At 43.6% G+C, this 24,187-nt stretch carries 21 protein-coding genes and 1 tRNA gene; 9 read left to right on the plus strand and 13 right to left on the minus strand.

The window, feature by feature from the left end; genetic code table 11:
- Nucleotides 1–71: 71 nt before the first annotated feature.
- Nucleotides 72–1,595, minus strand: a complete 1,524-nt coding sequence (locus ACFS6H_RS15390; RefSeq protein ID WP_386100773.1) for a S41 family peptidase — start codon at nucleotides 1,593–1,595, stop codon at nucleotides 72–74.
- A gap of 210 nt (nucleotides 1,596–1,805) precedes the next feature.
- On the opposite strand from ACFS6H_RS15390, the gene ACFS6H_RS15395 reads away from it, so the two are divergent.
- From ACFS6H_RS15395 to thrC, 5 genes are all read left to right on the plus strand, one after another.
- Nucleotides 1,806–2,651 (plus strand): N-acetylglucosamine kinase, encoded by an 846-nt coding sequence (locus tag ACFS6H_RS15395; RefSeq protein WP_386100776.1) that lies wholly within the window; start codon nucleotides 1,806–1,808, stop codon nucleotides 2,649–2,651.
- 200 nt (nucleotides 2,652–2,851) lie between these two features.
- A complete protein-coding gene (gene murQ / locus ACFS6H_RS15400; RefSeq protein ID WP_386100779.1) occupies nucleotides 2,852–3,679 on the plus strand; it encodes an N-acetylmuramic acid 6-phosphate etherase in 828 nt (275 codons plus the stop codon).
- Between the two features lie 316 nt (nucleotides 3,680–3,995).
- Nucleotides 3,996–6,455 carry a bifunctional aspartate kinase/homoserine dehydrogenase I gene (gene thrA / locus ACFS6H_RS15405; protein WP_386100782.1) on the plus strand — a complete coding sequence of 820 codons (2,460 nt, stop codon included), beginning with the start codon at nucleotides 3,996–3,998 and terminating at the stop codon, nucleotides 6,453–6,455.
- Nucleotides 6,456–6,484: 29 nt separating this feature from the next.
- The gene (locus tag ACFS6H_RS15410; RefSeq protein ID WP_386100785.1) at nucleotides 6,485–7,432 is read left to right on the plus strand and encodes a homoserine kinase; all 948 of its coding nucleotides are present in this window, start codon (nucleotides 6,485–6,487) and stop codon (nucleotides 7,430–7,432) included.
- 76 nt (nucleotides 7,433–7,508) lie between these two features.
- Nucleotides 7,509–8,801, plus strand: coding sequence for a threonine synthase (gene thrC / locus ACFS6H_RS15415; protein ID WP_386100788.1), 1,293 nt, complete (start codon nucleotides 7,509–7,511; stop codon nucleotides 8,799–8,801).
- 201 nt (nucleotides 8,802–9,002) lie between these two features.
- On the opposite strand, the gene ACFS6H_RS15420 is transcribed toward thrC, so the two are convergent.
- From ACFS6H_RS15420 to ACFS6H_RS15455, 8 genes are all read right to left on the minus strand, one after another.
- Nucleotides 9,003–10,400 (minus strand): M16 family metallopeptidase, encoded by a 1,398-nt coding sequence (locus tag ACFS6H_RS15420; RefSeq protein WP_386100791.1) that lies wholly within the window; start codon nucleotides 10,398–10,400, stop codon nucleotides 9,003–9,005.
- Between the two features lie 36 nt (nucleotides 10,401–10,436).
- Nucleotides 10,437–11,750, minus strand: coding sequence for a M16 family metallopeptidase (locus tag ACFS6H_RS15425; protein WP_386100794.1), 1,314 nt, complete (start codon nucleotides 11,748–11,750; stop codon nucleotides 10,437–10,439).
- A gap of 176 nt (nucleotides 11,751–11,926) precedes the next feature.
- Nucleotides 11,927–12,745, minus strand: coding sequence for an SAM hydrolase/SAM-dependent halogenase family protein (locus tag ACFS6H_RS15430; protein ID WP_386100797.1), 819 nt, complete (start codon nucleotides 12,743–12,745; stop codon nucleotides 11,927–11,929).
- Nucleotides 12,746–12,793: 48 nt separating this feature from the next.
- Nucleotides 12,794–13,603: an SDR family oxidoreductase gene (locus ACFS6H_RS15435; RefSeq protein ID WP_386100800.1), complete on the minus strand. Its 810-nt coding sequence runs from the start codon at nucleotides 13,601–13,603 to the stop codon at nucleotides 12,794–12,796.
- Nucleotides 13,604–13,669: 66 nt separating this feature from the next.
- On the minus strand, nucleotides 13,670–14,290 hold the full coding sequence (locus ACFS6H_RS15440; RefSeq protein WP_386100803.1) for an NUDIX hydrolase: 621 nt from the start codon (nucleotides 14,288–14,290) through the stop codon (nucleotides 13,670–13,672).
- Nucleotides 14,291–14,432: 142 nt separating this feature from the next.
- Nucleotides 14,433–14,849, minus strand: coding sequence for a BrxA/BrxB family bacilliredoxin (locus tag ACFS6H_RS15445; RefSeq protein ID WP_386100806.1), 417 nt, complete (start codon nucleotides 14,847–14,849; stop codon nucleotides 14,433–14,435).
- A gap of 164 nt (nucleotides 14,850–15,013) precedes the next feature.
- A complete protein-coding gene (locus ACFS6H_RS15450; RefSeq protein WP_386100809.1) occupies nucleotides 15,014–15,265 on the minus strand; it encodes a type B 50S ribosomal protein L31 in 252 nt (83 codons plus the stop codon).
- A 207-nt stretch (nucleotides 15,266–15,472) separates the two neighbouring features.
- Nucleotides 15,473–15,751, minus strand: a complete 279-nt coding sequence (locus ACFS6H_RS15455) for a hypothetical protein (protein WP_386100812.1) — start codon at nucleotides 15,749–15,751, stop codon at nucleotides 15,473–15,475.
- Between the two features lie 283 nt (nucleotides 15,752–16,034).
- Between ACFS6H_RS15455 and ACFS6H_RS15460 the strand changes: the two genes are divergently transcribed.
- The 3 genes from ACFS6H_RS15460 to ACFS6H_RS15470 all read left to right on the plus strand — a co-directional run bounded on the left by ACFS6H_RS15460 (nucleotide 16,035) and on the right by ACFS6H_RS15470 (nucleotide 18,592).
- Nucleotides 16,035–16,901, plus strand: coding sequence for a helix-turn-helix domain-containing protein (locus ACFS6H_RS15460; protein ID WP_386100815.1), 867 nt, complete (start codon nucleotides 16,035–16,037; stop codon nucleotides 16,899–16,901).
- Nucleotides 16,902–17,118: 217 nt separating this feature from the next.
- Nucleotides 17,119–18,228 (plus strand): epoxide hydrolase family protein, encoded by a 1,110-nt coding sequence (locus ACFS6H_RS15465; protein WP_386100818.1) that lies wholly within the window; start codon nucleotides 17,119–17,121, stop codon nucleotides 18,226–18,228.
- An 85-nt stretch (nucleotides 18,229–18,313) separates the two neighbouring features.
- Nucleotides 18,314–18,592 (plus strand): TfoX/Sxy family DNA transformation protein, encoded by a 279-nt coding sequence (locus tag ACFS6H_RS15470; protein ID WP_386100821.1) that lies wholly within the window; start codon nucleotides 18,314–18,316, stop codon nucleotides 18,590–18,592.
- Nucleotides 18,593–18,669: 77 nt separating this feature from the next.
- Here the strand turns inward: ACFS6H_RS15470 and ACFS6H_RS15475 are convergent.
- A tRNA-Arg gene (locus tag ACFS6H_RS15475) sits at nucleotides 18,670–18,743 on the minus strand.
- A gap of 217 nt (nucleotides 18,744–18,960) precedes the next feature.
- Between ACFS6H_RS15475 and ACFS6H_RS15480 the strand changes: the two genes are divergently transcribed.
- Nucleotides 18,961–20,139: a dipeptidase gene (locus ACFS6H_RS15480; RefSeq protein WP_386100824.1), complete on the plus strand. Its 1,179-nt coding sequence runs from the start codon at nucleotides 18,961–18,963 to the stop codon at nucleotides 20,137–20,139.
- Nucleotides 20,140–20,204: 65 nt separating this feature from the next.
- Here ACFS6H_RS15480 and ACFS6H_RS15485 read toward each other — a convergent pair whose 3' ends face one another.
- The 3 genes from ACFS6H_RS15485 to ACFS6H_RS15495 form a co-directional block, all read right to left on the minus strand.
- A complete protein-coding gene (locus ACFS6H_RS15485; protein ID WP_386100827.1) occupies nucleotides 20,205–21,005 on the minus strand; it encodes a toxin-antitoxin system YwqK family antitoxin in 801 nt (266 codons plus the stop codon).
- A gap of 261 nt (nucleotides 21,006–21,266) precedes the next feature.
- Entirely contained in the window at nucleotides 21,267–22,340 is a 1,074-nt protein-coding gene (locus tag ACFS6H_RS15490; RefSeq protein WP_386100830.1) for an outer membrane beta-barrel protein, read from the minus strand.
- A 265-nt stretch (nucleotides 22,341–22,605) separates the two neighbouring features.
- Nucleotides 22,606–24,012: an ammonium transporter gene (locus ACFS6H_RS15495; RefSeq protein WP_386100833.1), complete on the minus strand. Its 1,407-nt coding sequence runs from the start codon at nucleotides 24,010–24,012 to the stop codon at nucleotides 22,606–22,608.
- Nucleotides 24,013–24,187 lie beyond the last annotated feature (175 nt).

The raw sequence follows: 24,187 nt of genomic DNA on the forward strand, positions 1-24,187 counted from the left end.
AAGCGGTATATAAACTATATACCGCTTTATACCTTTATGCAGACACTGTCTTTATTTATACAGTTGCTATATTATTTTTTTAATTCCTCCAGTGCTTTCTGAAAAACAGTATCGTCAGAGTTCAACACCTGTAAAAAGCCGTTGGTGCGCCATTTAAAACGCGCCAGCTGGGCTTCCAGCCTGTGCAGCAATGTCTTTTGCTGCTCCGGTGTTAAGGCCGCAGGGTTAATAGAATCCTTGGCGGTATACTGTAAAAAGTCCTTCCATATCTGGTTATCGCCTTTATAATTCTGTATATACTCAGCCGGTGTTTTATACTGGTTCAGCTGTTGCTGGTGTGCCAGGTAATACTGGTACACAAAGCTGTCAAAGCTGCCGCTGATAAATAATTTATTAATGAAGGAAGGGTAGGCTGATGTATCCAGCGATACAAATACATCCGGCATAATGGCTCCGCCACCATATAATATTCTGCCTCCGGGGGTCGTGTACTGTTTACCGCCGGTTACTTTATTGGAGTCGGCATAAAAAACCTCGCCGTTATTATAACGTTCCCACAATTCATCCATATACACTTTCTTACCCTTATCGTATGGACGTTGAATACTGCGCCCTAATGGTGTATAATAACGGGATACAGTTAAACGCAGTGCCGATCCGTCACTTAACGGGAACTGTTTCTGCACCAGTCCTTTACCAAAGGTCCGGCGGCCAATGATGGTTGCCCTGTCCCAATCCTGTAAAGCGCCTGCCACTACTTCACTGGCACTTGCCGATAATTCATCAACCAATACCACCAGTTTACCGGTTTCAAAAAGTCCCGGGCGTTTACCACGGTACTCCTCGCGGCGGCTGTTCACCCCCTCAGTATATACGATCAATTTATCATCCGATAAAAACTCATCGATCATCTCTACGGCTTCATTCATATAACCACCGCCGTTTCCGCGCAGGTCAAATATCAACTCTTTCAATCCCTGTTTCTTCAGCTCTTCCAACGCAATCATAAACTCACGGTAACTGTTCTCTGCAAATTTGGTAAGCTTCATATAACCAATACCGGGGCTTACCATATAGGCAGCTTCCAGGGATGGCACCGGTATATTACCCCTGGTTACTGCAACCTTTTGCGGTTTGCCATCTCTTAAGATCGTTAAATTAGCTACCGACCCGCGTTTTCCGCGGATCAGTTCCCTGATACGGGTATAGGTTACTTTACCAACCAGGGTAGAATCATCAACAGCCAATACCTTATCACCAATTTTTAACCCGGCTTTTTCACTGGGTCCGTTCGGAAAAACATAAATAATATTTACCGTATCAGAAAACACATTGTACTGTACACCAATACCATCAAAGCCACCCGATAACTCTTCATTGGCCTGCTTCAGTTCAACCGGTGGAAGGTACACCGAATGCGGGTCCAGTTTATACATCATTTCCTTAATGGCACTGGATTCCAGCGAATCAAGCGATAAAGAATCAACGTATTTTAAGCGGATAATATCCAGTGCTTCCTGTAAAGAAGTATGATTATTTTTTCCAAAAAAACTGTTTTTATTGCCGGTTTTGTTTAACTTATATCCTAAAAACATACCCACTGTTAACACGGCTGATAAAAGCAACGGCAACCAAACCTGAAATTTTTTATTTCCCATCTTTTAACTTTACTGTAATTTGGCGCAAATTATCGAAAAGTTATAAGTAATTATCTATCAGATAATTTTTAACACAGCAAAATTTCTCAGTAAGATCATTTTTAGCTTAGTTTTTGTTAGAAAGGCCAAGCATAAACCAGAATCATTATGACAGCAAGCATTTTAATAGCTGATAGCGGAGCAACAAAGGCCGAATGGAGCCTGGTAACCAATGGAAAAACCAAAACCATCATGACCCAGGGTATCAGTCCGTATTTTTTAAACACACAACAGATCGAGGAGCTATTAAAAAAAGAACTACTGCCCAAAATAAAAAACGCCAATATTTCCGATATCTATTACTACGGTACCGGCTGTGCCAATCCCGAAAATGCCAAATCGGTAAAAAAAGCCATTTCCAGGACATTTAACGGTGCCAGGGTAGCTGTAACACACGACCTCATGGCTGCTGCCCGTGCCTTATGCGGTCACGAAAAGGGCATTGCCTGTATCCTGGGTACCGGCGCCAATTCCTGTTCGTACAATGGTAAAAGCATCATTAAAAACAGTCCCGGTTTAGGGTATGTACTGGGCGATGAAGGCAGCGGCGCTTACCTGGGCCGTAAAGTAATTCAATACTACCTGTACAATACGTTTGATGATGAACTGCGTGGACGTTTTGATATTACCTACAATACCAACTCCGCAGAGATTTTGAACAATGTCTACAAAATGCCGTTACCTAACAAATATCTGGCCTCTTTTGCCCTCTTCCTTGCAGAAAACCGCGGTCACTATATGATCGAGAACATTATTGAAGATGGTTTGAACGATTTCTTTTTCACACACCTGTGTAAATACCGTGAAAGTTGGAAACACCCTGTTAACTTTGTGGGCAGTGTTGCACATGGTTTCAAAGATGTACTGAACCAGCTCTGTCATAGTTATGAATTTGAACTCGGTACTGTATATAAAAAACCTATGCAGGGTTTGATCAGGTATCATACAGCATAATAATAAAAGTATGTTACCGGCTTTAGTTCCCTGGTTGGGCTGATCTTGCGACGCTCCGTTCAGCTGCACCAATGCTATTGAACAAATAGCGTTGCAAAACTTTGATCCGTTAATGAAAACAACATAGCAATTACCATTAAATAAAATGTATTTCGTTTAATTTCGCGTTTGCATTTTGCCTTAAGATTAAAAATAGATATATGCCTTTTGAAAGAATTACAGAACAAGCAAGTGGATACAGGCATCTGGAAAAAATGTCACTGAACGAGTTGCTTACCAATATCAATAAGGAAGACCAGATCGTTCCGGCCGCCGTACAAAAGGCCATTCCCCAAATTGAAAAGCTATTGGAAGTAGTAAGTGATAAAATGCTCATGGGAGGCAGGTTGTTTTATATTGGTGCCGGCACCAGTGGCCGCCTGGCTGTTGTAGATGCCAGTGAATGTCCGCCAACCTACGGTGTTCCCTACGGATTGGTTATTGCTGTAATTGCAGGTGGCGAAAAAGCCATTACAACGGCTGTAGAATTTGCCGAAGATGATGAAACACAGGGATGGAAAGATCTTGCTGTGCACAATGTAAACGAAAACGATGTAGTTATAGGTATAGCCGCCAGCGGCACCACACCTTATGTAATAGGTGCATTAAATGAATGCAAAAAACATGGTATTGCTACCGGCAGTATCTCCTGTAACCCCGATACACCTTTAAGCGCCGCAGCCGACTATCCCATTGAAGTAGTGGTAGGCCCCGAATTTGTAACGGGCAGTACCCGTATGAAAAGTGGTACGGCACAAAAACTGGTACTGAACATGATCTCTACTTCGGCCATGATACAACTGGGCAGGGTAGAGGATAACAAGATGGTGAACATGCAACTGACCAACGACAAACTCGTGGACAGGGGTACCCGCATGTTAATGGAACGTAACCAGCTTACGGATTATGACCAGGCAAAAGCCTTGCTGTTAAAACATGGCAGTGTTAAAAAAGCAACTGATTTTTTAAAAACATCACCGGTAAACTAACTACCGTAAGTTCATAAAACAGGCGTCCTTACTGCATTTCAGAAAAAAATATTCAAAAAAAAATCGCTGAATATAATTTTGGCCTTATCTTGTACACCTATACAAAAAGTGCTGTACAATAATAACCATATTATTTCCCTGATGCCGGCAAACGCTCCTGTTGCCGCAACAGCCTCTTTTTCCATTATTACCATTACAACAACAATCCGCTAACGCGGATTAACTTGTTTATATCACCCCCTGGGCAACGGCCGCATAAAATAGTAGACTACTATTGGCATTTCACAATCCTTTCAGGCACATTTATAAAATTAACATGATACAGGTTTTAAAATTTGGTGGCACTTCCGTAGCCAATGCAGAAAATATAAATAAGGTAATCAGCATCGTCAATAACAAGCACCTTTCTGCAAATAACGGAACAACTATTGTCGTAGTATCGGCCTTAGGTGGTATAACAGACTTACTATTAACCGCCGCACAACTGGCATCTGCCGGCGATGAAACCTATAAGGAAAAGCTGTCCCTTATCGAACAACGTCATATGGAGGCAGTAAAACAACTGATACCCGTTGTTAGTCAAAGCAGTTTATTAAGCCTGGTAAAAAAGGCCTGCAACGAAATTGAAGACATTTGTAACGGCATCTTTTTACTGAAAGAATTTACCCCCCGTTCCCGCGACCGCGTGGCCAGTTACGGCGAATGGTTATCTTCTAAAATTATCGTAGCGGCTTTTAATAAGGAACAGGAAAAAGCGCTCTGGCAGGATGCTAAAGAACTGCTGGTAACCAATTCCAACTTCACCCAGGCACAACTGGATGTAGCAGTTACCCATAAAAACATCAGTAACTTTTATAAGGCGCTTCCAGTTCATAGCCTGGTGGTTGTACCCGGCTTTATTGCAGCCAACGCCGAAGGGGTTACCACTACCTTAGGCCGTGGTGGCTCCGACTATACTGCCGCTGTTTTTGCAGCAGCCTTACAGGCCGATACCCTGGAAATATGGACAGATGTAAGCGGTATGATGACCGCAGACCCACGCCTGGCTACCAATGCCCGTATCATCCCGCGTATTTCTTATCATGAAGCCATGGAGCTGTCGCATTTTGGTGCCAAGGTTATCTATCCGCCAACCATACAACCGGTAATGGCCAAAGGTATTCCCGTATGGATCAAAAATACTTTTGCGCCGGAAGATGAAGGTACCCTGATAGAAGTACATGGTGCGAAAACCGGTGATATTGTGCGGGGCATCTCCAGCATTAACAATATAGCACTGATCAGCCTGGAAGGTAGCGGCATGGTGGGTATTCCCGGTTTCTCCAAGCGTTTATTTGAAGCCCTGAGTAATGAACAGATCAATGTGATCCTCATTACCCAGAGTTCATCCGAACACTCCATATCAGTAGCCATTGATGCCAGTATGGCCTATAAAGCCAAACAGGCCGTGGATGCGGCTTTTGCCAACGAGATCGCGTTGCAGAAAGTAGAACCCCTCTTCGTTGAAACCGAGCTTTCTATTGCTGCACTGGTAGGCGAGAACATGAAAAGCCACCCGGGTATCAGCGGCCGTATGTTCAGTGCGCTGGGTAAAAACGGGGTCAATATCAGGGCCATTGCACAGGGCTCTTCCGAAAAAAATATATCTACCGTTATCGCTACCAAGGATGTTAAAAAAGCGATCAACGTATTACATGAAGAATTCTTTGGTACCAGCTATAAACAGGTACACCTCTTTATAGTAGGTACCGGTAATGTAGGCGCGAAACTGCTGGGACAATTACAGCAGCAGGCACAATATCTTAAAGAAAGAATGCATGTGGTGGTGAAGGTAATTGGCCTGGCCAACAGCCGTAATATGGTATTCAATGAAAACGGGATTGACCTGCAAAACTGGCAACAGGAATTACAGAATGGCGAAGCATCTGACCTGCAGCACTTTGTGTACCAGGTTATCAACCGTAACCTGCGTAACTCCATATTTGTAGATGTAACTGCTAATGATAAAGTAGCAGGTATTTACGACCAGTTGTTACACAAAACCATATCCGTTGTAGCCTGTAATAAAATTGCCGCTGCTTCGGTGTATAGCAACTATAAAAAGCTAAAACAATTATCAGAAGAATTCCATGGCCAATTCCTGTTTGAAACCAATGTAGGTGCCGCCTTGCCTGTAATCGGTACTTTAAACGATCTTACCCGTAGCGGTGATGCCGTGCATAAAATGCAGGCGGTATTAAGCGGTACACTGAACTTTGTTTTCAATAACTACGATGGCAGCCGTCCTTTTGCCGATGTGGTAAAACAGGCCCAGGACGAAGGTTATACCGAGCCCGACCCGCGCCTAGACCTCAGCGGCACCGATGTGATGCGTAAAATAATGATCCTGGCCCGTGAAGCCGGCGACCAGATGGAAATGGAAGATATCACCAATAATTCCTTCCTGCCCGAATCATGTATGCAGGGATCAGTGGATGATTTTTACAAAGCCATGGCAGCCGAAGAAGCTCATTTCAATAAGCTATACCAGCAAGCAAAAGCCGCCGGCTGTATTTTAAAATTTGTGGCTTCCTATGAAAATGGGAAGGCATCGGTTGGTTTACAACACATCAAACCGGAGCATGATCTCTATCATTTATATGGCAAGGACAATATTGTATTGTTTTATACTGACCGCTACAAAGAACAGCCATTGGTAGTAAAAGGTGCCGGCGCCGGTGCCGAAGTAACTGCCAGCGGGGTTTTTGCCGATATTATCCGTGCCACCAAAGCTTAACACCAGGCTCACAAACTAAAAATATACGAATGAAAAATAACGCTTGTATCGTACACTGTCCCGGAACCGTTGCTAACCTGGTTTGTGGCTTTGATATCTTAGGCCTGGCGCTGGAAGCTCCCTATGATATCATGCATGTTCAACTGATCGATGAACCGGTTGTACGTATTAAGAACCTGGATGATTATAACCTGCCTACCGACCCTGAAAAAAATGTGGCCGGTGTGGTATTACTGGAAGCTATGAAAAAAACGGACGGTACCGTTGGTTTTGAAATAGCTATTGACAAACGCATAAAACCCGGCAGCGGCATTGGTTCCAGTGCTGCCAGTGCTGCCGGGGCTGCGGCCGCTGCTAACTATTTATTAGGTAATATATTTGACAGGGATGAACGCATACAACTGGCCATGCACGGTGAAAAGCTGGCAGCCGGTGTAAAACATGCCGATAATATTGCACCCTGCCTGCTGGGCGGTGTTACATTAATACGCAGTATTCATCCTTTGGATGTATTGTCCATTCCCTCACCAGACCTTTATGTAACCGTAGTACACCCACAGGTAGAAGTAAAAACCTCCGATGCCCGGCAGATCCTGCGTACCCAGGTGCCTTTAAAGGACGCCATTAAACAATGGGGTAATATAGCAGGACTGGTAACCGGTTTTTTCCAGAACGACCTGGAACTGATCGGGCGTTCGCTGGAAGATGTGATTGTAGAGCCCATCCGCAGTATCCTGATACCGGGCTTTGATGAAGTAAAAAAACAAAGCAAAGCCGCCGGCGCACTGGGCGGTGGTATCTCGGGTTCGGGCCCTTCTATCTTTATGCTGAGTGCTGATAAGCTTACAGCCGATAAAGTGGCAGCCGTCATGCAGGAAATTTATGAAGGGATTGGCATTGCCCATCACGTATATGTAACTACCATCGGTAAACAGGGGGTTAAAGTAATACCTGGCGAATTCCCTACTCTGATATAAAATAAAATAATTAGCGAAAATCTGCGCTGCATGATCATCTCCGAAAATCAGCGGGATAAAACTTAAAAACAAAGCCTTGAAATATTATAGTACCAATAAACAATCACCCGCGGTTGATTTTAAACAGGCGGCCATTGCCGGCCAGGCGCCGGATAAGGGATTGTATTTTCCGGAAAAGTTACCAGCTGTCAGTCCTCACCTGATCAGGGATATCGAATTATTAAGCAATGAATCCATTGCCTGCGAGGTCATCAAACCTTATGTGGGAGATGTTATTCCGGCTGATATATTACAACAGATCGTGGCAGACACTGTAAACTTTCCTTTACCCATGGTGCCGGTAACCAATACCATCTCTTCGCTGGAATTATTCCACGGCCCTACATTAGCTTTTAAAGATATCGGTGCCCGTTTTATGAGCCGTTGCCTGGGTTATTTTTTAAAGGATGAAACCAAAAAAGTAACCGTGCTGGTAGCTACCAGTGGTGATACCGGTGGCGCCGTGGCCAATGGCTTTTACGGTGTAGAAGGAGTGGAGGTCGTCATCCTCTATCCATCGGGCAAAGTAAGCCCGGTACAGGAAAAACAATTGACCGGCTTAGGCGGCAATATACATGCGCTGGAAGTGAACGGCAGTTTCGATGATTGCCAGCAACTGGTAAAAGAAGCTTTTGCCGATGAAGACCTGCGCAGCAAAGTATTCCTCACTTCAGCCAACTCCATTAATGTTGCCCGCTGGCTACCCCAGCAGTTTTATTATTTCCTTGCCTGGAAGCAGTGGGCTGATAAAAACAATCCGCCTGTAGTAGCGGTACCCAGCGGCAATTTCGGGAATATCTGTGCGGGTATCCTGGCCAGGCAAACCGGCTTGCCCATAAAGCATTTTATCGCTGCCTGTAATATAAACGACGTGGTAAGTCCTTACCTGCAAACGGGTAACTGGCAAACCAAAAAGGCCGTTGCAACCTTAAGTAATGCCATGGATGTGGCCAACCCCAGTAATTTCGTGCGTATCCTGGAAATATTTAACCGGGAGTTCAGTACATTGAGCAACTCCTTATCATCGGCTACGGTAACCGATGCGGAAACAGAAGCCACCATCAAAACCGTGTATCAACAAACAGGCTATTTACTCGATCCGCACGGAGCAGTAGGTTACCTGGCATTGGAACAATACCTGGCACAACACGGAGGCAAAGGTATATTCCTCGAAACCGCCCACCCGGTTAAATTCCCCGAAGCAGTGGAACGTATTACCGGCAAGCCGGTAGCTATCCCCGAAGCGGTACAAACAATCATGGATGCACCTAAGAAAAGCGAGTTGATGGAAGTAGCTTACGAAAAGTTAAGGGCTTTCCTGTTGCAATAAAGGTAATCCCGCAGATTTTCGGAGATGATAATACCCGCAGATCAACGCTGATAAGTGAATATTAATAATGTACTATAGTTAATAGTTGTATACTAACACAAAAATCAGCGTTAATCAGCGAATTCATCTCCGAAAATCTGCAGGAAAAAATAAAAAAGCCGCTCCAAACGAAGCGGCTTTCCATTATGATATTTTACCCCATTAAAAGGCTTTCTTCTTCGGCTCATCAGTGATCTGCACCTCTGTAACCTTACCATATTTCTCTGCGATCTTTTTTATATCGGCGGCCTTGCCTACCAATACAAACTGCAGCTTGTCTTTAGGGAAGTATTTTTGAATGATCTCTTTGGCTTTATCTACTGTCAGGTCATCCACATTTTTCTGGAAATTATTGATATACGACTCGTTGAAATTATACCAGAACATGCTGGTCAGTAAACCCGCCAGTTGCCCGCTGGTCTCGTATTTGGGAGGGAACTGTCCTTTTACATAATTCTTCGCCGAGGTCAGCATTTGCTCATCCACACCGTTTTTATGTAATTTATCCAGTACTTCCAGGGCTTTGTCAATAGCCGCTTCGGTTGTAGCACCGGCTGTAAAAGTAGAGATGGCAAAGGTACCACTGTTCTTCAAAGCACTGAAGCTACTGCCTGCACCATAGGTAAGGCCTGAATTAACCCTCAGTTCATCATTCAGCATCGAAGTAAAACGGCCGCCGAATAAGGTATTGATCACATCAATGGCTACAAAGTCAGGATTATTACGGCTTACACCTTTGGCGCCGATCATAAATGTAGTCTCTTTGGCATCATTCTTATTCACCAGCAATACATTGGCTTTATCAGCTGTAGCAACCGGGGCCGATGCCAGGTTAGCCGACTGGCTGTTGCCTTTTTTCCAGTTGCTGAACAATTTGGTGATCTCCGCCTTCATGTCCTTACTGTTAAAATCACCTACTACGGCAATGGCCGATCCGTTAGGAACATAATTGTCGGCATGAAATTTTTTCAGGTCACCTGCTTCCAGTGCAGTAACACTACTTACGGTTCCACCGGTGATATTACCATATACATGATCGCCATAAATTAATTTATCAAACTGGTAACCGATCACGGAACGGGGGCTTTCTTTTGCCTGTGCCAGCCTGGTAAGACTGCGTTGTTTTTCTTTACCAAACTCGGTGGCATCAAAAGTAGGGTTGGTCAGCAGCTCATAAATAATATCAAACACCTGCTGTTTATCTTTTGCTGCAAAACGGGCCGACAAACCGGCAGATTCTTTGGAAGCATAGGTGTTCACGCTGGCGCCCATAAAGTCCAGTGTTTCGTCCATCTTGGCTTTAGGGTATTTCCCCGTGCCATGTTTTAAAGCGGTGGCGGTAAAAGCAGCCAGGCCGGCTTTATCGCCATCATAAATAGCGCCGGCAGGTAATACTACCGATACATTGATCATGGGCACTTCATGCTGTTCCATCAGGTAAACCGTTAACCCGTTCTTTAAAGTGAACTTCTGGTAAGCCGGTAATTTATAATCCTGCGCCATGGTTGCGGTAGCCACCAATAACAGGCAATAACAAATGATATATTGTAAACCTTTCATACTATTCAGGTATTATTTTGTTAGAGATAAAAATGATTAATCTTTGGTATTGGCTTTTAGTACGCCAACACTGCGGGTCTGTTTATTGAAATACTTATTGGCCACGCGTTTAATATCTTCCACTGTTACTTTATTATAATCGGCAGGAGCATCAAACATTTTTTTATAATCACCAAAGAATATTTCATAAGTACCCAGGTTATCGGATTTACCATTAATGGTTTCTACCTGGCCGTAAAAACCTACCAGCTTGGCATTTTTTACTTTCTCCAGTTCTGCAGCGGTGATACCATCCTTTTTGATCTTTTCTATCTCCGCGTAAATGGCTTTCTCCAGGTTAGCCACATCCACACCACGGGCAGTTACACCGGCAATACCAAAAGTAGTAGGATCAAGACTTTCGCTGTAATTGGCAAACACGGTGGTTGCTAATTGCTGTTCATCTACCAGCGCTTTATACAGGCGGGAAGAACGGCCGCTGCTCAGTATATCACTTAATAAGGTCAGGGCATAATAGTCTGCATCCAGGGCATTGGGTGCCTTCCAGGCAATATACAGGTAAGGCGTGGTTACATCCTTCTCCATTTCTATCCTGCGTTCGCCGGTTTGCTCGGGCTCAACCTGGTGAACGGGTGGGGGAGCCGGCTGTGCCGGTATAGGCTCCAGGTATTTTTCTGCCAGGCGTTTTACCTCGGCAAACTTCAGGGCGCCCGATACTACCACCACGCAGTTATTAGGTGCATAATAGGTTTTAAAATAACGTTCCAGGTCGGCCTGTTTCCAGTTCTTCATATCATCCAGGTAACCGATCACAGGCCAGTGATAGGGGTGCTCCTGGAAAGCCACACCACTCACTCCCTCCATCAGCATTCTCCAGGGTGAATTCTCCAGGCCCGTGCTTCTTTCCGAAATAACCACGCCTCTCTCACTCTCTACCATCTTGGGATCAATGCTCAGGCTGGCAATACGGTCACTCTCCAGGTCAAACATTACTTCTGCGGCAGATGCCGGGAACCAGTCGGTATAAGCTGTAATATCCTCACGGGTATAGGCATTATTGGCGCCCCCGTTTAATTCCATCACCCGGTCAAACTCTTTAGGGCCGTACTTCTTAGCGCCATTGAACATCATGTGTTCAAAAAAATGGGATAAGCCGGTAATACCCTGGTATTCGTTGCGGGAACCAACTTTATAAAACAGGTACATATTGGCATTGGGAATGGAAAAATCTTCCACTACCAAAAATTTCATGCCGTTCTTCAAGGTAAAGCTTTGTACATCGGACACTTTCAGTTGGGCCTGGGTCAGGCCGCTTACCAAAACGGCCAGCGATAAAAGTATTTTTTTCATATAAACGATAAAATTTAGGAAAACATAAAACTAACCATAAATCGCAGAACAATTTTTCCGTTCACATAATAATCATGACGGTGGTGTATCGGGGGAATGACAAATATCAATGGTAATGGAAAAAAAATAATATGAACTTATATACGCCTTATACTAACTGAAGGGAAGCCTCAAACTTAATCATCAAAATAAACCCGCACGGTTTCGTATAACAGCCGGTTTTGCAGCATGCCCGGCTTATCGGAAAAACCTTTTAACCCAAACAGCCCGGCCGCATTGCCTTTGTTAATGGCTATTTCCAGGTAACCGGCACTGTTGAACAGGGCCAGTTTTTCCCCCTGGTGCACATCGGCATAGGACTCACTGATACGGTCAATTACCTCATCTCTGCGGAAGACGATACGGAAACGGCGGCCCTTGCGTTGTTCTTCAAATTGTTCGTGGGTAATATTGACAATTACATTTTCAAAATTGTCTATAAAGATGATCTGGCCTTCAATAAACTGTTTATCCAATACGGGCCGGATAGGATTTTTTTCCAGGTAACTTACATCCGGCTCGCCGATATTTTGTATTGAATCCCCCTGTACCAGCTGGTCAATGATCTTTCCCATCATACCGGTACAATACATGGTATTACGGTTGGCTTTTTTATCCAGGGGAATACCGATCACCAGTTCCGGCTTCTCCTCCAGTATCATTTGTAAAATACCGTTATCGGCACATAAATAGTACTGTTCTTTATGGTAGGCCAGCAACAATTTCTCGGGCTTGCTTTCAAACAGGTTGATCAGGATAATATGATAACTATAGGGCGGAAAATGCCGGATGGCACTGCGGCACACATAAGCGGCCTGCGGGTAATTAAACGGCGCAATATGATGGGAAATATCAATTAACTGGAACTCCCGGTTCACCTGCAGCAACTGCGCCTTAATTGCACTTACCAGGTAATCCTGCTGACCTATATCGGAAGTAAGTGTAATTAGTGGCATAATTGATCGAACAAATTAATAGGGTGGTCAGCATGCGTGAAAAGGTGCTTATTTGACCAGTTCACCGTTCTTTAAATAAAATTTTTGAACCATCTTGTCTGCCCATTTGGGAAACAGCCGGTTTAACCAGACGATCCGTTTGCCCTCAAAGGTAAGTAACAAGGTCCGTTTCTTTTTTTCTATAGCCGTTAAAATATGCGTAGCACAATCGGCGGCACTCATCATCTCATCATCATTCAATGGTTCCACACCGTGCGGCTTGCCTTCACTGGTAATAGCATTGTACCGGATCTTTGAAACGGTAAAGCCGGGACAAACCCACATCACATGCACATCCTCGTGCAGCAGTTCAGTTTTTAACGACTCCAGCCAGCCCTGCATGGCAAATTTGGAAGCGGCATAACCACTACGCCCGGGCAGACCACGGTATCCCGCTACAGACGATACACCCACAATGGTGCCCTTACGGCTGATGATAGAATCCAATGCATACTTGGTACAATACACGGCTCCCCAGAAATTAACGTCCATTATCTTTTTTACCAGGTCAACGGAACTGTCTTTCATCAGGGCCCACATGGAAATGCCGGCATTGTTGATCAGTACATCAATACCTCCGAAATACTTGAGCGTGGTCTCTATAAAACGGCGGCAGTCATTTTCATTACTGATATCGGCCACCATCGTGTGTAAAGGAGAGGAAGGGAAAGCAGATTGTAAGGCATACAACCTGTCATGATCACGGGCACAGGTTGCTACCATGGCGCCCTGGGACAATAACTGTTCTACCAGCGCCCTGCCGATACCTTCGGTACCACCTGTTACTACGACTACTTTATTTTTATAATTTGCCGACATACTATGAATATTTACAAACCTACATAAAGCACTGCAAACCAGCAAAAAGCTAGAATTTTTTACCGGCTATTGTTTTGCCTGCAATACATCCTTTATTGAAGGAAAAGTATTACCGGTGTATTCACCCAACGCCGATACAGGAACCCAAACTATTTGCTGGATGTCTTCTTCTGTTTGCGGAGCGGTGACTTGTGTACCGGGAGCAAGCATATCATACCAGTGCGACTCCTTTAAAACAAATTTTGTGCCTTCGTGATAAGTATGATAGGTTATTAATAAAGGTTTTACAATTTCAACCTGCTGTAAACCTGTTTCTTCCTGTACTTCCCGCACAGCACATTCCTCTATCGTTTCTCCTTCGTCTAACTTTCCCTTGGGCAGGTCCCATTTACCACGGCGGTGTATAAGTAAGTACTCTTTGTTATCATTACTCACCAATCCGCCACCGGCCTGTATAATGGTGAACTTTTTAAAAAATGCTTTCTTCAGTTCGTCCAGGTCTTCATGTAAGAAAACACCGGCATGTACTTTATCCACCTGCATTTCATGGATCATGGACTTTACCGTATGGGCATCCAGTTCATCAATAAACACGGCATCGTCGTGATGCAGGAAAGGCTCAATGGCCGGTTCAATGGCATCACATAAAAACAGTGGTTTATTGTTGAAATATATTTTAATATACATGCACTTTATTTAGACTGCAAGGTAGCAAATACGGCAGAGTTGTACCAGTATCGGCCATGTATTTTTAGCGCTTATTCATTACGGTACATAAAAAAGCCCGGTTACTACACCGGGCCTTTTTTATAGAACATTCAGGAGAAAATTAATCGCAGTACTCTTCAAAAGCCGCCACTAAATTCTGGGCGATCATTTGTGCCGAACGGCCTTCAATATGATGTCTTTCGATAAAATGTACCAGCTCACCATTTTTAAATAAGGCAATAGCGGGTGAGGATGGGGGGTAAGGCGCTAATTTAACACGCAGTTGTTTTACCGCATCCACATCAAAGCCGGCGAAAGTGGTGGTCAGGAAACTGGGTTTTTTATTGGCGTTGGCCACAGCCATCAACACACCGGGGCGTGCCGAACCTGCCGAGCAACCGCAAACCGAATTCACCATTACCAGGGTAGTACCTTCTTTGCCTAACTGGTTGTCTACATCTTCAGGGGTTAATAATTCGCTGAAACCGTTGTCGGTTAATTCTTCCTTCATGGGAAGTACTATCTGTGCTGGATACATTGTTTTAAAAATTTAAGGTATAGTGATATAACACAAAACTACATAAAAAGTTCAGGCAATTACTATTAAAAACTAACCCCGAAGAAGATTCTACGGGGTTAAAAGTATAGCCATGAAAAACAAACTTCTGGCAAGGCCAAAAGCCGTCGCACAATATATGATTATTATGCTTTTTTCGCGTATTTCTTTTTGAATTTATCGATACGGCCTGCAGTATCCACCAATACATTTTTACCGGTGAAGAAAGGGTGTGAAGTGTTAGAGATCTCCAGTTTAATTACAGGATATTCATTACCATCTTCCCATTTTTCAGTTTCTTTAGAATTTGCAGTAGAACGACTTAAAAACATGGTGTTGTTACTCATGTCTTTAAAAATAACTAACCGGTAGCTGTCCGGATGGAGACCCTTTTTCATAATTGAATGATTTTTAAGGTAATACGGATTTGGCCGTATTGTTAATTTATAATTTGGGTGGCAAAGGTACGGTTAAATGACAAAACGGCAAAGTTTTAGTTGACATTATAAGACGAACCTAAAAAGCAAAATTATTAATTTCCTGTGATTTAAGCCGCAAAACCGGGTTATTAACCAGCAGAGGATGCCTTTCAGGGTTTATAGCGTTTATTTATAAACCGTTTGATAATACGTTTTAAATTCTATGTTATTCATTGTTCTCTCCACACTAACAACAACCCCGCCTGCAAGTTTATAGTCTTTTAACTTGTTTAATTTTGAGACAAGGCCGGGTATGCTGTTCGACTCGATAACCAGATAATCTGAATAAGAATTAATATTATTCGTTTTTTTTACGTTGGAAGAATCCGGCTGTGCAAAGAGAACGGTGCAAACTACCAGTGCTGATACAGCGACTGTCAGAGCAAGATACTGTGCTTTTTTCATGATCAGACTTTTGATGATTAAATAAAATGAGGGAGAAGAAGCATTTTGGTGTTTAATAACAAATTCCCAGCTTAAAACTTTTTATACAGGGAAGTTAGTTTGGCAAATCTTATCATTTAGTTAAATAAAATAACATCATTTTAAATCTGCAAAATTTATAACGTAAATAGTTAAAACAAAAAACCTGTTTCCAGACCAATGAAAAAGATGACCACACCGATATCTGAACTTTTTAATAGATCGTATTGCTATTGGTGTAGTTTTATCATATAAATATATCCCTGTGATACGCAAACAAGAAAACCTGAAAAGCTTCAACCTGTTCCATTACCTGAAGGAGCAGGAGCAGCATAATATGGCTGTGCCGTATTTCCTGGCCAATGATACTACCTATAAAAATGCAGGGGTTAGCTTTCCGCTACGCAACTTTGCCTATGGCATTGGCATTACTTATACCGGCAAGCCCGGCACTGTAAAAATCGGCAGTGCGGATTATGTATTACAGCCGGGTAGCCTTACCACCATCGGCCCGGGTATTGTATCGCAGTGGGAACCCTACCACGAGGCAAAACATGAAACCCTGTATTTTACCGAAAACATTTTTACCCATATCATCAAAAGCACTTTCCTGGACAGTTTACCGTTTTTTCAGCCGGGCGGGCACCATGTACTGCAAACAACGGAGGAACAAACAGGGCAGATAAAATCCATCTTCGCCCTGCTTACCCGGTTCAGTCACCAACCGGCCATCATGCCGGGCCTCATCTATAGCCTGCTGAAACTGGCTGAAAGCTTTCACCAATCTGCAGTTGCCCTTCCCCATGTTTCATCCCGGCAGGAACTGATCACTGCTGATTTCCGGAAACTTTTAACCCGGCATGCATTTGAACAGAAAGAAGTAGGTTTTTATGCGGCACAGCTAAATATTACACCCAAATACCTGAGTGAGGTTTTATTGGAACAAACCGGTAAAACGGCCAAAAAATGGATCGATGACCACCTGGCCATGGAAGCCAAAAGCCTATTAAAGCAAACGGCCATGACCGTACAGGAGATCTCGTTCTGGCTGGGATTTGAGGATATTTCCTACTTCACCAAAACCTTTAAAAAATGGGAGGGCATGACGCCTGTAGCCTTCAGAAAACTATAAACGGGCGCCTGCCATTTATTTACCGAAAAAACTACCATTTTTCCCGCCTTATAACCTATATCGCCGCCTCCTTCAGCCAGTATTTTTGTGTTGTCAATCATCGATACAACTAACCCATACAACATACAACATGAAAAAGCTGATCCTGCTGCTAACCATTTGCCAGATAATCATGGCCACTCAAAACATATTTTCCCAAAAACCAAATGCAAATATTATGAAACCCTTTAGCGTAAACATTCCTGAAACTGTTATTACCGATCTTAAAAACCGTATTCAAAACACCCGCTGGCCCGGTGAACCTGATGGTTCCGGCTGGCAGTTTGGTACCAGCGAAAAATACCTGAAAGAATTGGCAGCTTACTGGATAAATAACTATGACTGGAAAAAACAGGAAGCGCAACTGAATCAATATCCCCAATACATGACCGAAATAGATGGTTTTCCCATTCATTTTCAGCTGATAAAGGGTAAGGGCAGCAACCCAAAACCTTTAATATTAACCCATGGCTGGCCCGATAGTTATTATCGTTTTCACAGGATCATTCCCTTACTGACCGAAGGCGAACAAAGCTTTGACCTGGTAATCCCATCTATTCCCGGCTTTGGCTTTTCAGGCAAAACATCCACCAATAGCGAAGCGGTAGCCGGGCTATGGAAAAAACTAATGACCGAAGTACTGGGCTATAAAAAGTTTTATGCCGCGGGCGGCGATGTGGGAATGGGTGTTACCAAGGCCCTGGCATCCAAATACCCTGATGTGGTGGAAGCGGTTCATTTTACCGACCTGGGTTATCCCATGGGGCAGGAAGATCCGAATACCATGAGCGATGAAGAAAAACAATTTGCCGGTTTTGTACAGCAATGGTGGTATAGTGAAGGCGCTTATGCCATGGTACATGCTACCAAACCACAGTCACTGGCTTATGGCTTAAATGACTCGCCTGTAGCATTGGCCGCCTGGATCTTAAGTTTCGGCAATGCCGGCGCACCTCCTGAATTAATTGAAGCAGCCTTTGGTGGCAGAGATGCCCTGCTTACCAATATCATGATCTATTGGGTAACAGAGACCATCGCCTCATCCACCAGGATGTACAAAGCAGATGCCATTGCACAATGGGGCGGGGCACAGCCTTTACAAAAAACACAGGTACCTGCAGGGGTTGCCGTATTTCCCAGAGAAGCACAATTTCCCCGCGAATGGGCCGAACGTTTTGTGAATGTGGTACACTATAAAAAAATGGATGCCGGCGGACATTTTGCCGCACTGGAAGTACCCGAGGCTTTTGCCGGTGAGCTCAGATCATTCTTCTACAGTATCAAATAAAATACATTTCCGATACCATAAAATAAGCGATCCCGGTAATCATTACCGGGATCGTTTGTAACAGGGAAATACTAAAAATAAAATCATGAAACCGGATATCCGTCATCTTACCCAAACAAAAAATATCGGCCCTTCGGTGGCCAGGAGATTACAGGAGATCGGGATTTATACCTTAACTGATCTTGCTGTTATTACCCCGGCCAGAGCCTATATAACATTAACCAGGAAATTCCCAGGCATTAAACTGCCGGTAAATTTATACCTGTATGCATTGCAGGGCGCATTAATGGATATTCACTGGAGTAAACTGCCAAAAAGGCTACAAAAAGAGTTAGTGGATAAGGTAAATAAAGAAATTAAATAACACTTTACTGTTTATGCGTTATTACAACGTTAACAGGCATAAAAAAAGAGTCGCATAAATGCAACTCTTTTCTTTTGTGACCGCGTCAGGATTCAAACCTGAAACCTTCTGATCCGTAGTCAGATGCTCTATTCAGTTGAGCTACGCAGCCATCCCGTGATTGGGCGGCAAAAATAGGACTTTTTTGTTTTCGCACAAAATGATTTTGAATTGTTTGTAAATTTTTTTTTGATTTTTTTTGCTCCCCGCCTTTTTCATATAAAAACCAGGTTTCTGTCTTGCTATTACCTGTTAATGATTAACAATTAACCAATAACCATGAACGATGATCCATGAACCATCTTCTATTAATTACTTATCTTACCAGCATGAAAGCATTACTCACAGGAACCGCTTTATTATTGGTAACGGTATTAACGGCGCAAAATGCCGGCAAGCTGCACCAGAAAGCCGTACTGGTTGACGGGCATAATGATGTGTTGTCCGCCTCCGTATTGGGTAAACAGGATATTTCGCACCGGCTAACAAAAGGCCATAGCGACCTGGACCGCTGGCAGGAAGGCGGGGTGGATGTGCAGTTTTTTTCGGTATTCACCGGCCCCAAAGCCCGGAACGCCGAAGGCGTATATAAAGATGCCATGGAAGAGATTGACTCGCTGGAACATATAGCGGCCCGTAACCCCGACCGCATGATACTGGCGAAAAGCTATGCTGATGTAAAGAGAGCCATCAAACAAAAAAAACTGGCCGCATTAATTGGGGTGGAGGGCGGCCATATGATAGAAGATGATTTAAATAAACTGGATGCATTACACCAACGCGGTATGCGTTACCTTACCCTTACCTGGAATAACAGCAACAGTTGGGCCACCAGTGCCATGGACGAGACACAAAAGGGTGATAGTTTAACGCATAAAGGGTTAACGGATTTTGGGGTACAGGTAGTAAAACGCCTGAACGAACTGGGCATACTGGTTGACCTGTCCCATACCGGTGAACAGACTTTTTATGATGCCATCGCGGCCAGTAGCAAGCCCGTGATATTATCACATAGTTCGGTATGGGCGCTCTGCCCGGTTTTCCGGAATGTAAAGGATGAACAGATCAAAGCCGTAGCGAAAAACGGGGGTGTGATCTGCATTAATTTTTATTCGGGTTTTATCAGCAAGGCCTACGATGAAAGACTGGCACAGTTAAATAAAGTTGAACGGCCAATAATACAGGATTCTTTATGGCAGGTGTATAAGGACAGTGCCCGTGTGCAACAGGAATGGCGGCAGTATTTTCGTAACCAGGTAGCCGATGTGCAACCCACTATCAATGACCTGGTAGACCATATAGATTATATTGTAAAACTGGTAGGGGATGATTATGTGGGCATTGGATCCGACTATGATGGGATCAGCGCCTTACCAAAAGGGCTGGAAGATGTAACCACCTATCCCAAAATAACAGAAGCCTTATTGGAAAGGGGTTATTCCAAAAAATCGATCCGGAAGATTTTGGGTGGCAATGTATTAAGGGTAATGAAGGCCGGTTTTAAATAACCAATAGTATATCCGCGAAAATCTGCAGAGTCATTTGCGGCATCTGCGGGAAACCTAGTTCGCCACTAGCGGAAATTTTTTCTATAGGTTTCTTCGCCTTCTTTATACATAGTAATACCCGTTAAACGTTGCCGGGCATCATACTGTTTCCACTCCTTCGTTTTTTTACCATGTTTATACATACCCGTATTAATGGTTTGTGTAACCGCATCACGTTCCAGCCAGAGTCCGTCACGCAGGCCATCTTTATAATAACCGGAGTCGGTCACTACACCATTCTCGTTTAAATTCATATACAGGCCATGATACAGGCATTCATTATAAACCGATGCATAACCGACATCCGCTGTTACATTGTATAAAGCTTTAACCTTGTAATCTTTACTTTTAATGGCCGTTTCTTTGGTTTGTAAATGTTGCCAGGCCGCATTCTTATTTTGTTTGGCCATACGTGATAGGGTATAGGTAGGATGTTTGATCTGCTTGGTTATTTCATCTGTTACCCTGTGGTATTTGGTGGTTGAAAAAGTACGTACCATGCGCAGGTTGCCGGCTTTGTCCCAGTGTTTCCATTCACCCTCGGGAATACCATGTTTAAAATAACCCGAATCACATTTTACCCCATTGGCGTACTGACTGTACCAGCTGTGATGCAGTTTGCCATTTTTAAAATGGGCATTGAATAAAATATGATTATCGGCTTCGTCATGGTGCTCTACTACATTCACCAGGTTATTATTGGCAGCGGGAGTAAGCAATTTTTCAAAACGTTCGGGGTAAGCGGTATAATCCACGGCATCATTTTGCGCAAAAACTACAACAGAAGAAAGAACACCAAGTAAAGCAAGCGTAAAGTTGTATTTCATCACGGGCCATTTTGTGGTTAACAAACATCGTTGGAGCCACAAAATTACAACTTATAAACATTCAAATAACCAGGCTATTTATGCAATACATTCAGTGCAAACGATTTACACATATATTAAATATATTAATATGTTTATTTTGGTCTTATAAGAGTTAAAAACAGGCCAGGCATGCTTACTAACGCTCATTTTTTTCCCTCTAACCTTCATAAAACAATAAATGCTCCCATCCGGGAGCATTTATACAATAAAAAATATTTACTAAAAGGAGTAAACTGCAGCAAATAAAAAGTTAGCAGCCGTTTTGGTGGCGGTGCCATCGCTTTTTACAAACAGGTAATCCTTGCTGGCATTATCAACCCGGAATTCGGGAATAAAGGTCAGTCCACCCACTTTAAAGTTAGCCGACAGGGTAGTGGCGAAAATAGTACCGCCATCTGTACCACTATACACTTTTAAGCCGTTCTCATCATTAAAGTATTCGCCACGTAAGGTAAGACCAAACCAGGGTTTAGGATCCACGTTCAGGTATAAGGCCGAACCCCACCAGGTTTTGGAAGATGTTTTCTTGGCGCCATCCCAGCCGTTTACACCGGTAACCGTACCATTATAACCAATACTGAATTTGTCGCTGATCTTAGCCGTTACCACCGCATCTACCTGGTGACTAATGGTTGTATCCGGCGCTTTACCGCCAACATAATTTACATACAGCGATATATTATCATTGGCCTGCAGGCTATACTGTGCCAAAGTAAATTTGCGGTTAATGGCATCGTCGGGTACCACACGGTAATCGGTGGCATTGGCAATACCCAGCATAAAACCATGTTTACCCTTGGTAATATTGGCTTTTACACCGGTATGTCCGAAAGGACCATTACTGAACATATAAGATGTGCTGTAGTTACGGTTGGCCTGCGGGTCAAGTACTTCATAACCCACATGTGTACCCCAGGTACCTACCAAAAAACTGATCCAGTCGGCTGGTGCATAAGAGATATAGGCCTGCTTGATAGCCTGTGTAATACCATCATCGGTATAGGCAAAATCTTTTGCACGCGGGCCAAAACCAAGGTCCAGTACAGCATTTACTTTACCCATGGTATAATCGAATTTTACACTGGCCATACCCAATGCAAACGTATTGTGTGTTGGCGTAAAGCTGGTATAGTTATTCGCTTTGGTTTTTGCAAAATCGTACCGGTAATAAGCGTCGGCAGAACCGCTGATACTGAGGGGAGAAGTTTTTTCTTCGGTTGTTGTAGAATCCTGTGCAAAAGCAGGTAGAATAAGCAGGTGCAAAGCACATGCTAACAGATTTTTTCTTAACATTGTAAAACTTTTTTTCTTTTAAAAGTGAGGTACAGTGCGGTCTTGTTCCAGAAGACCGGGAACACTGTACCTTTTTTGTTTGTGTGTGTCCGTGAGCAAACAGTTGTTGCAAAAAAGATGGTCGGAATATCCCGGTAAGGGTATGTTGTTCCAGAACATACGGGTCCCGTTCGGGCCGGCAGGCAAAGCGTAACAACTACGGGGGTATGTATTACACTTTGCCGGGCCCGCGAATATTTCCGCAATAATGATGGATAGGTAAGTACTATACTTCTTCCAGTACTTCGGCTTCTTTCTGTAACAATTCCGGTGGAATAGTGCCGTTTACCAGTAAAGTACCCTGTACATATTTTTCGTTATGCTGTGATGCATCCAGTCCGGCAGCTTCTTCCTCGCTGCTAACACGCATAGGTAATATGAAGTTGATGATTTTAAATAAGATGAACGATACAGTGAAACTATAAGCTACGGCCACCAGCATACCTACCAGCTGGATAGGGAACTGGGTTTTGAACAGTGCTGTTTCACCTGGTGTAACCATGCTGAACACACCGGTTAACAACATACCGGTAATACCGCCCAAGCCGTGACAGGCAAATACATCCAGGGGATCGTCCAGCTTGGTTTTATGTTTTAAGAACTCAGCAACATAGTTGGAAATGATAGCAGCTGCAAAGCCAATAAAGATGGCCTGTGGTACACCTACAAAACCGGCAGCCGGTGTAATGGCTACCAGGCCAACTACTGCACCGATACAGAAACCCAGTACAGAAGGTTTTTTACCCCTGATCACATCAAAGAACATCCAGGCCAGGCCTGCCGCACCGGCAGCTGTATTGGTAGTGGCAAATGCATATACGGCCAGCGGTGTGGCACCTACTGCACTACCGGCATTAAAGCCGAACCAGCCAAACCAAAGTAAGCCGGTACCAATTAATACATAAGGGATATTGGCGGGAGCAGTAACCGTGCTTTTGCGTGCTTTTAAAACAATGGCACCGGCCAAAGCGGCCATACCTGCAGAAATATGCACAACAGTACCGCCGGCAAAATCCTGAACGCCCCATTTAAACATCAGTCCTTCCGGGTGCCAGGCCATATGCGCTAATGGAGCATATACCAGTACGCCAAATAATACAATGAATAAAGTGTAAGAGCTGAAACGGATACGCTCGGCCACCGCACCTACTACCAGGCCGGGAGTAATGATAGCGAACATTAACTGGAAGAAAGCAAACAAAGGCAGCGGCACAGTTGATGCCGCACTCCAGGGGGCACCGTTCATTACATCTTTAAAGAAGAAGAAGGTGGAAGGATTACCAATAAAACCACCTATTGACTCACCAAAACAAAGACTAAACAAAACCACTATCCACAGTACACTGATAATACCGGCGGATACCGTGCTCTTGATCATGGTAGAAAGAACGTTCTTACGACCCACCATACCGCCGTAAAAAAAGGCCAGGGCAGGGGTCATTAAAAATACAAAGGCACATGAAGCAAGCATCCAGGCAATATCGCCGCTGTCGTAGGTATAAACCGGGGTACCATCGGCGTTGGTTACAGTAGAAGGGTCGAAAGCACTACCCGGTGTAACGAACAGTGCAAAAATGGCCACTGCCGTTAAAACCAGGAAAGGCGCCACTTGTTTAGCAGTTAGTTTTGCCATAGTTCAATAAATAGTTTAAATAAATAAATAATATTTTGATAACATATTAAAACTATATTAAAAATCAAATAACATGTGTTAGTTTATAGAATTATTTAAATTTTAATAGCAAAATTGTATCTATTTTGCCAATATTATTAACATTATTAATTTATATAATGTATAATAAATTGGT

The organism is Terrimonas rubra, assembly GCF_042686025.1.
Lineage (GTDB): Bacteria > Bacteroidota > Bacteroidia > Chitinophagales > Chitinophagaceae > Terrimonas > Terrimonas rubra.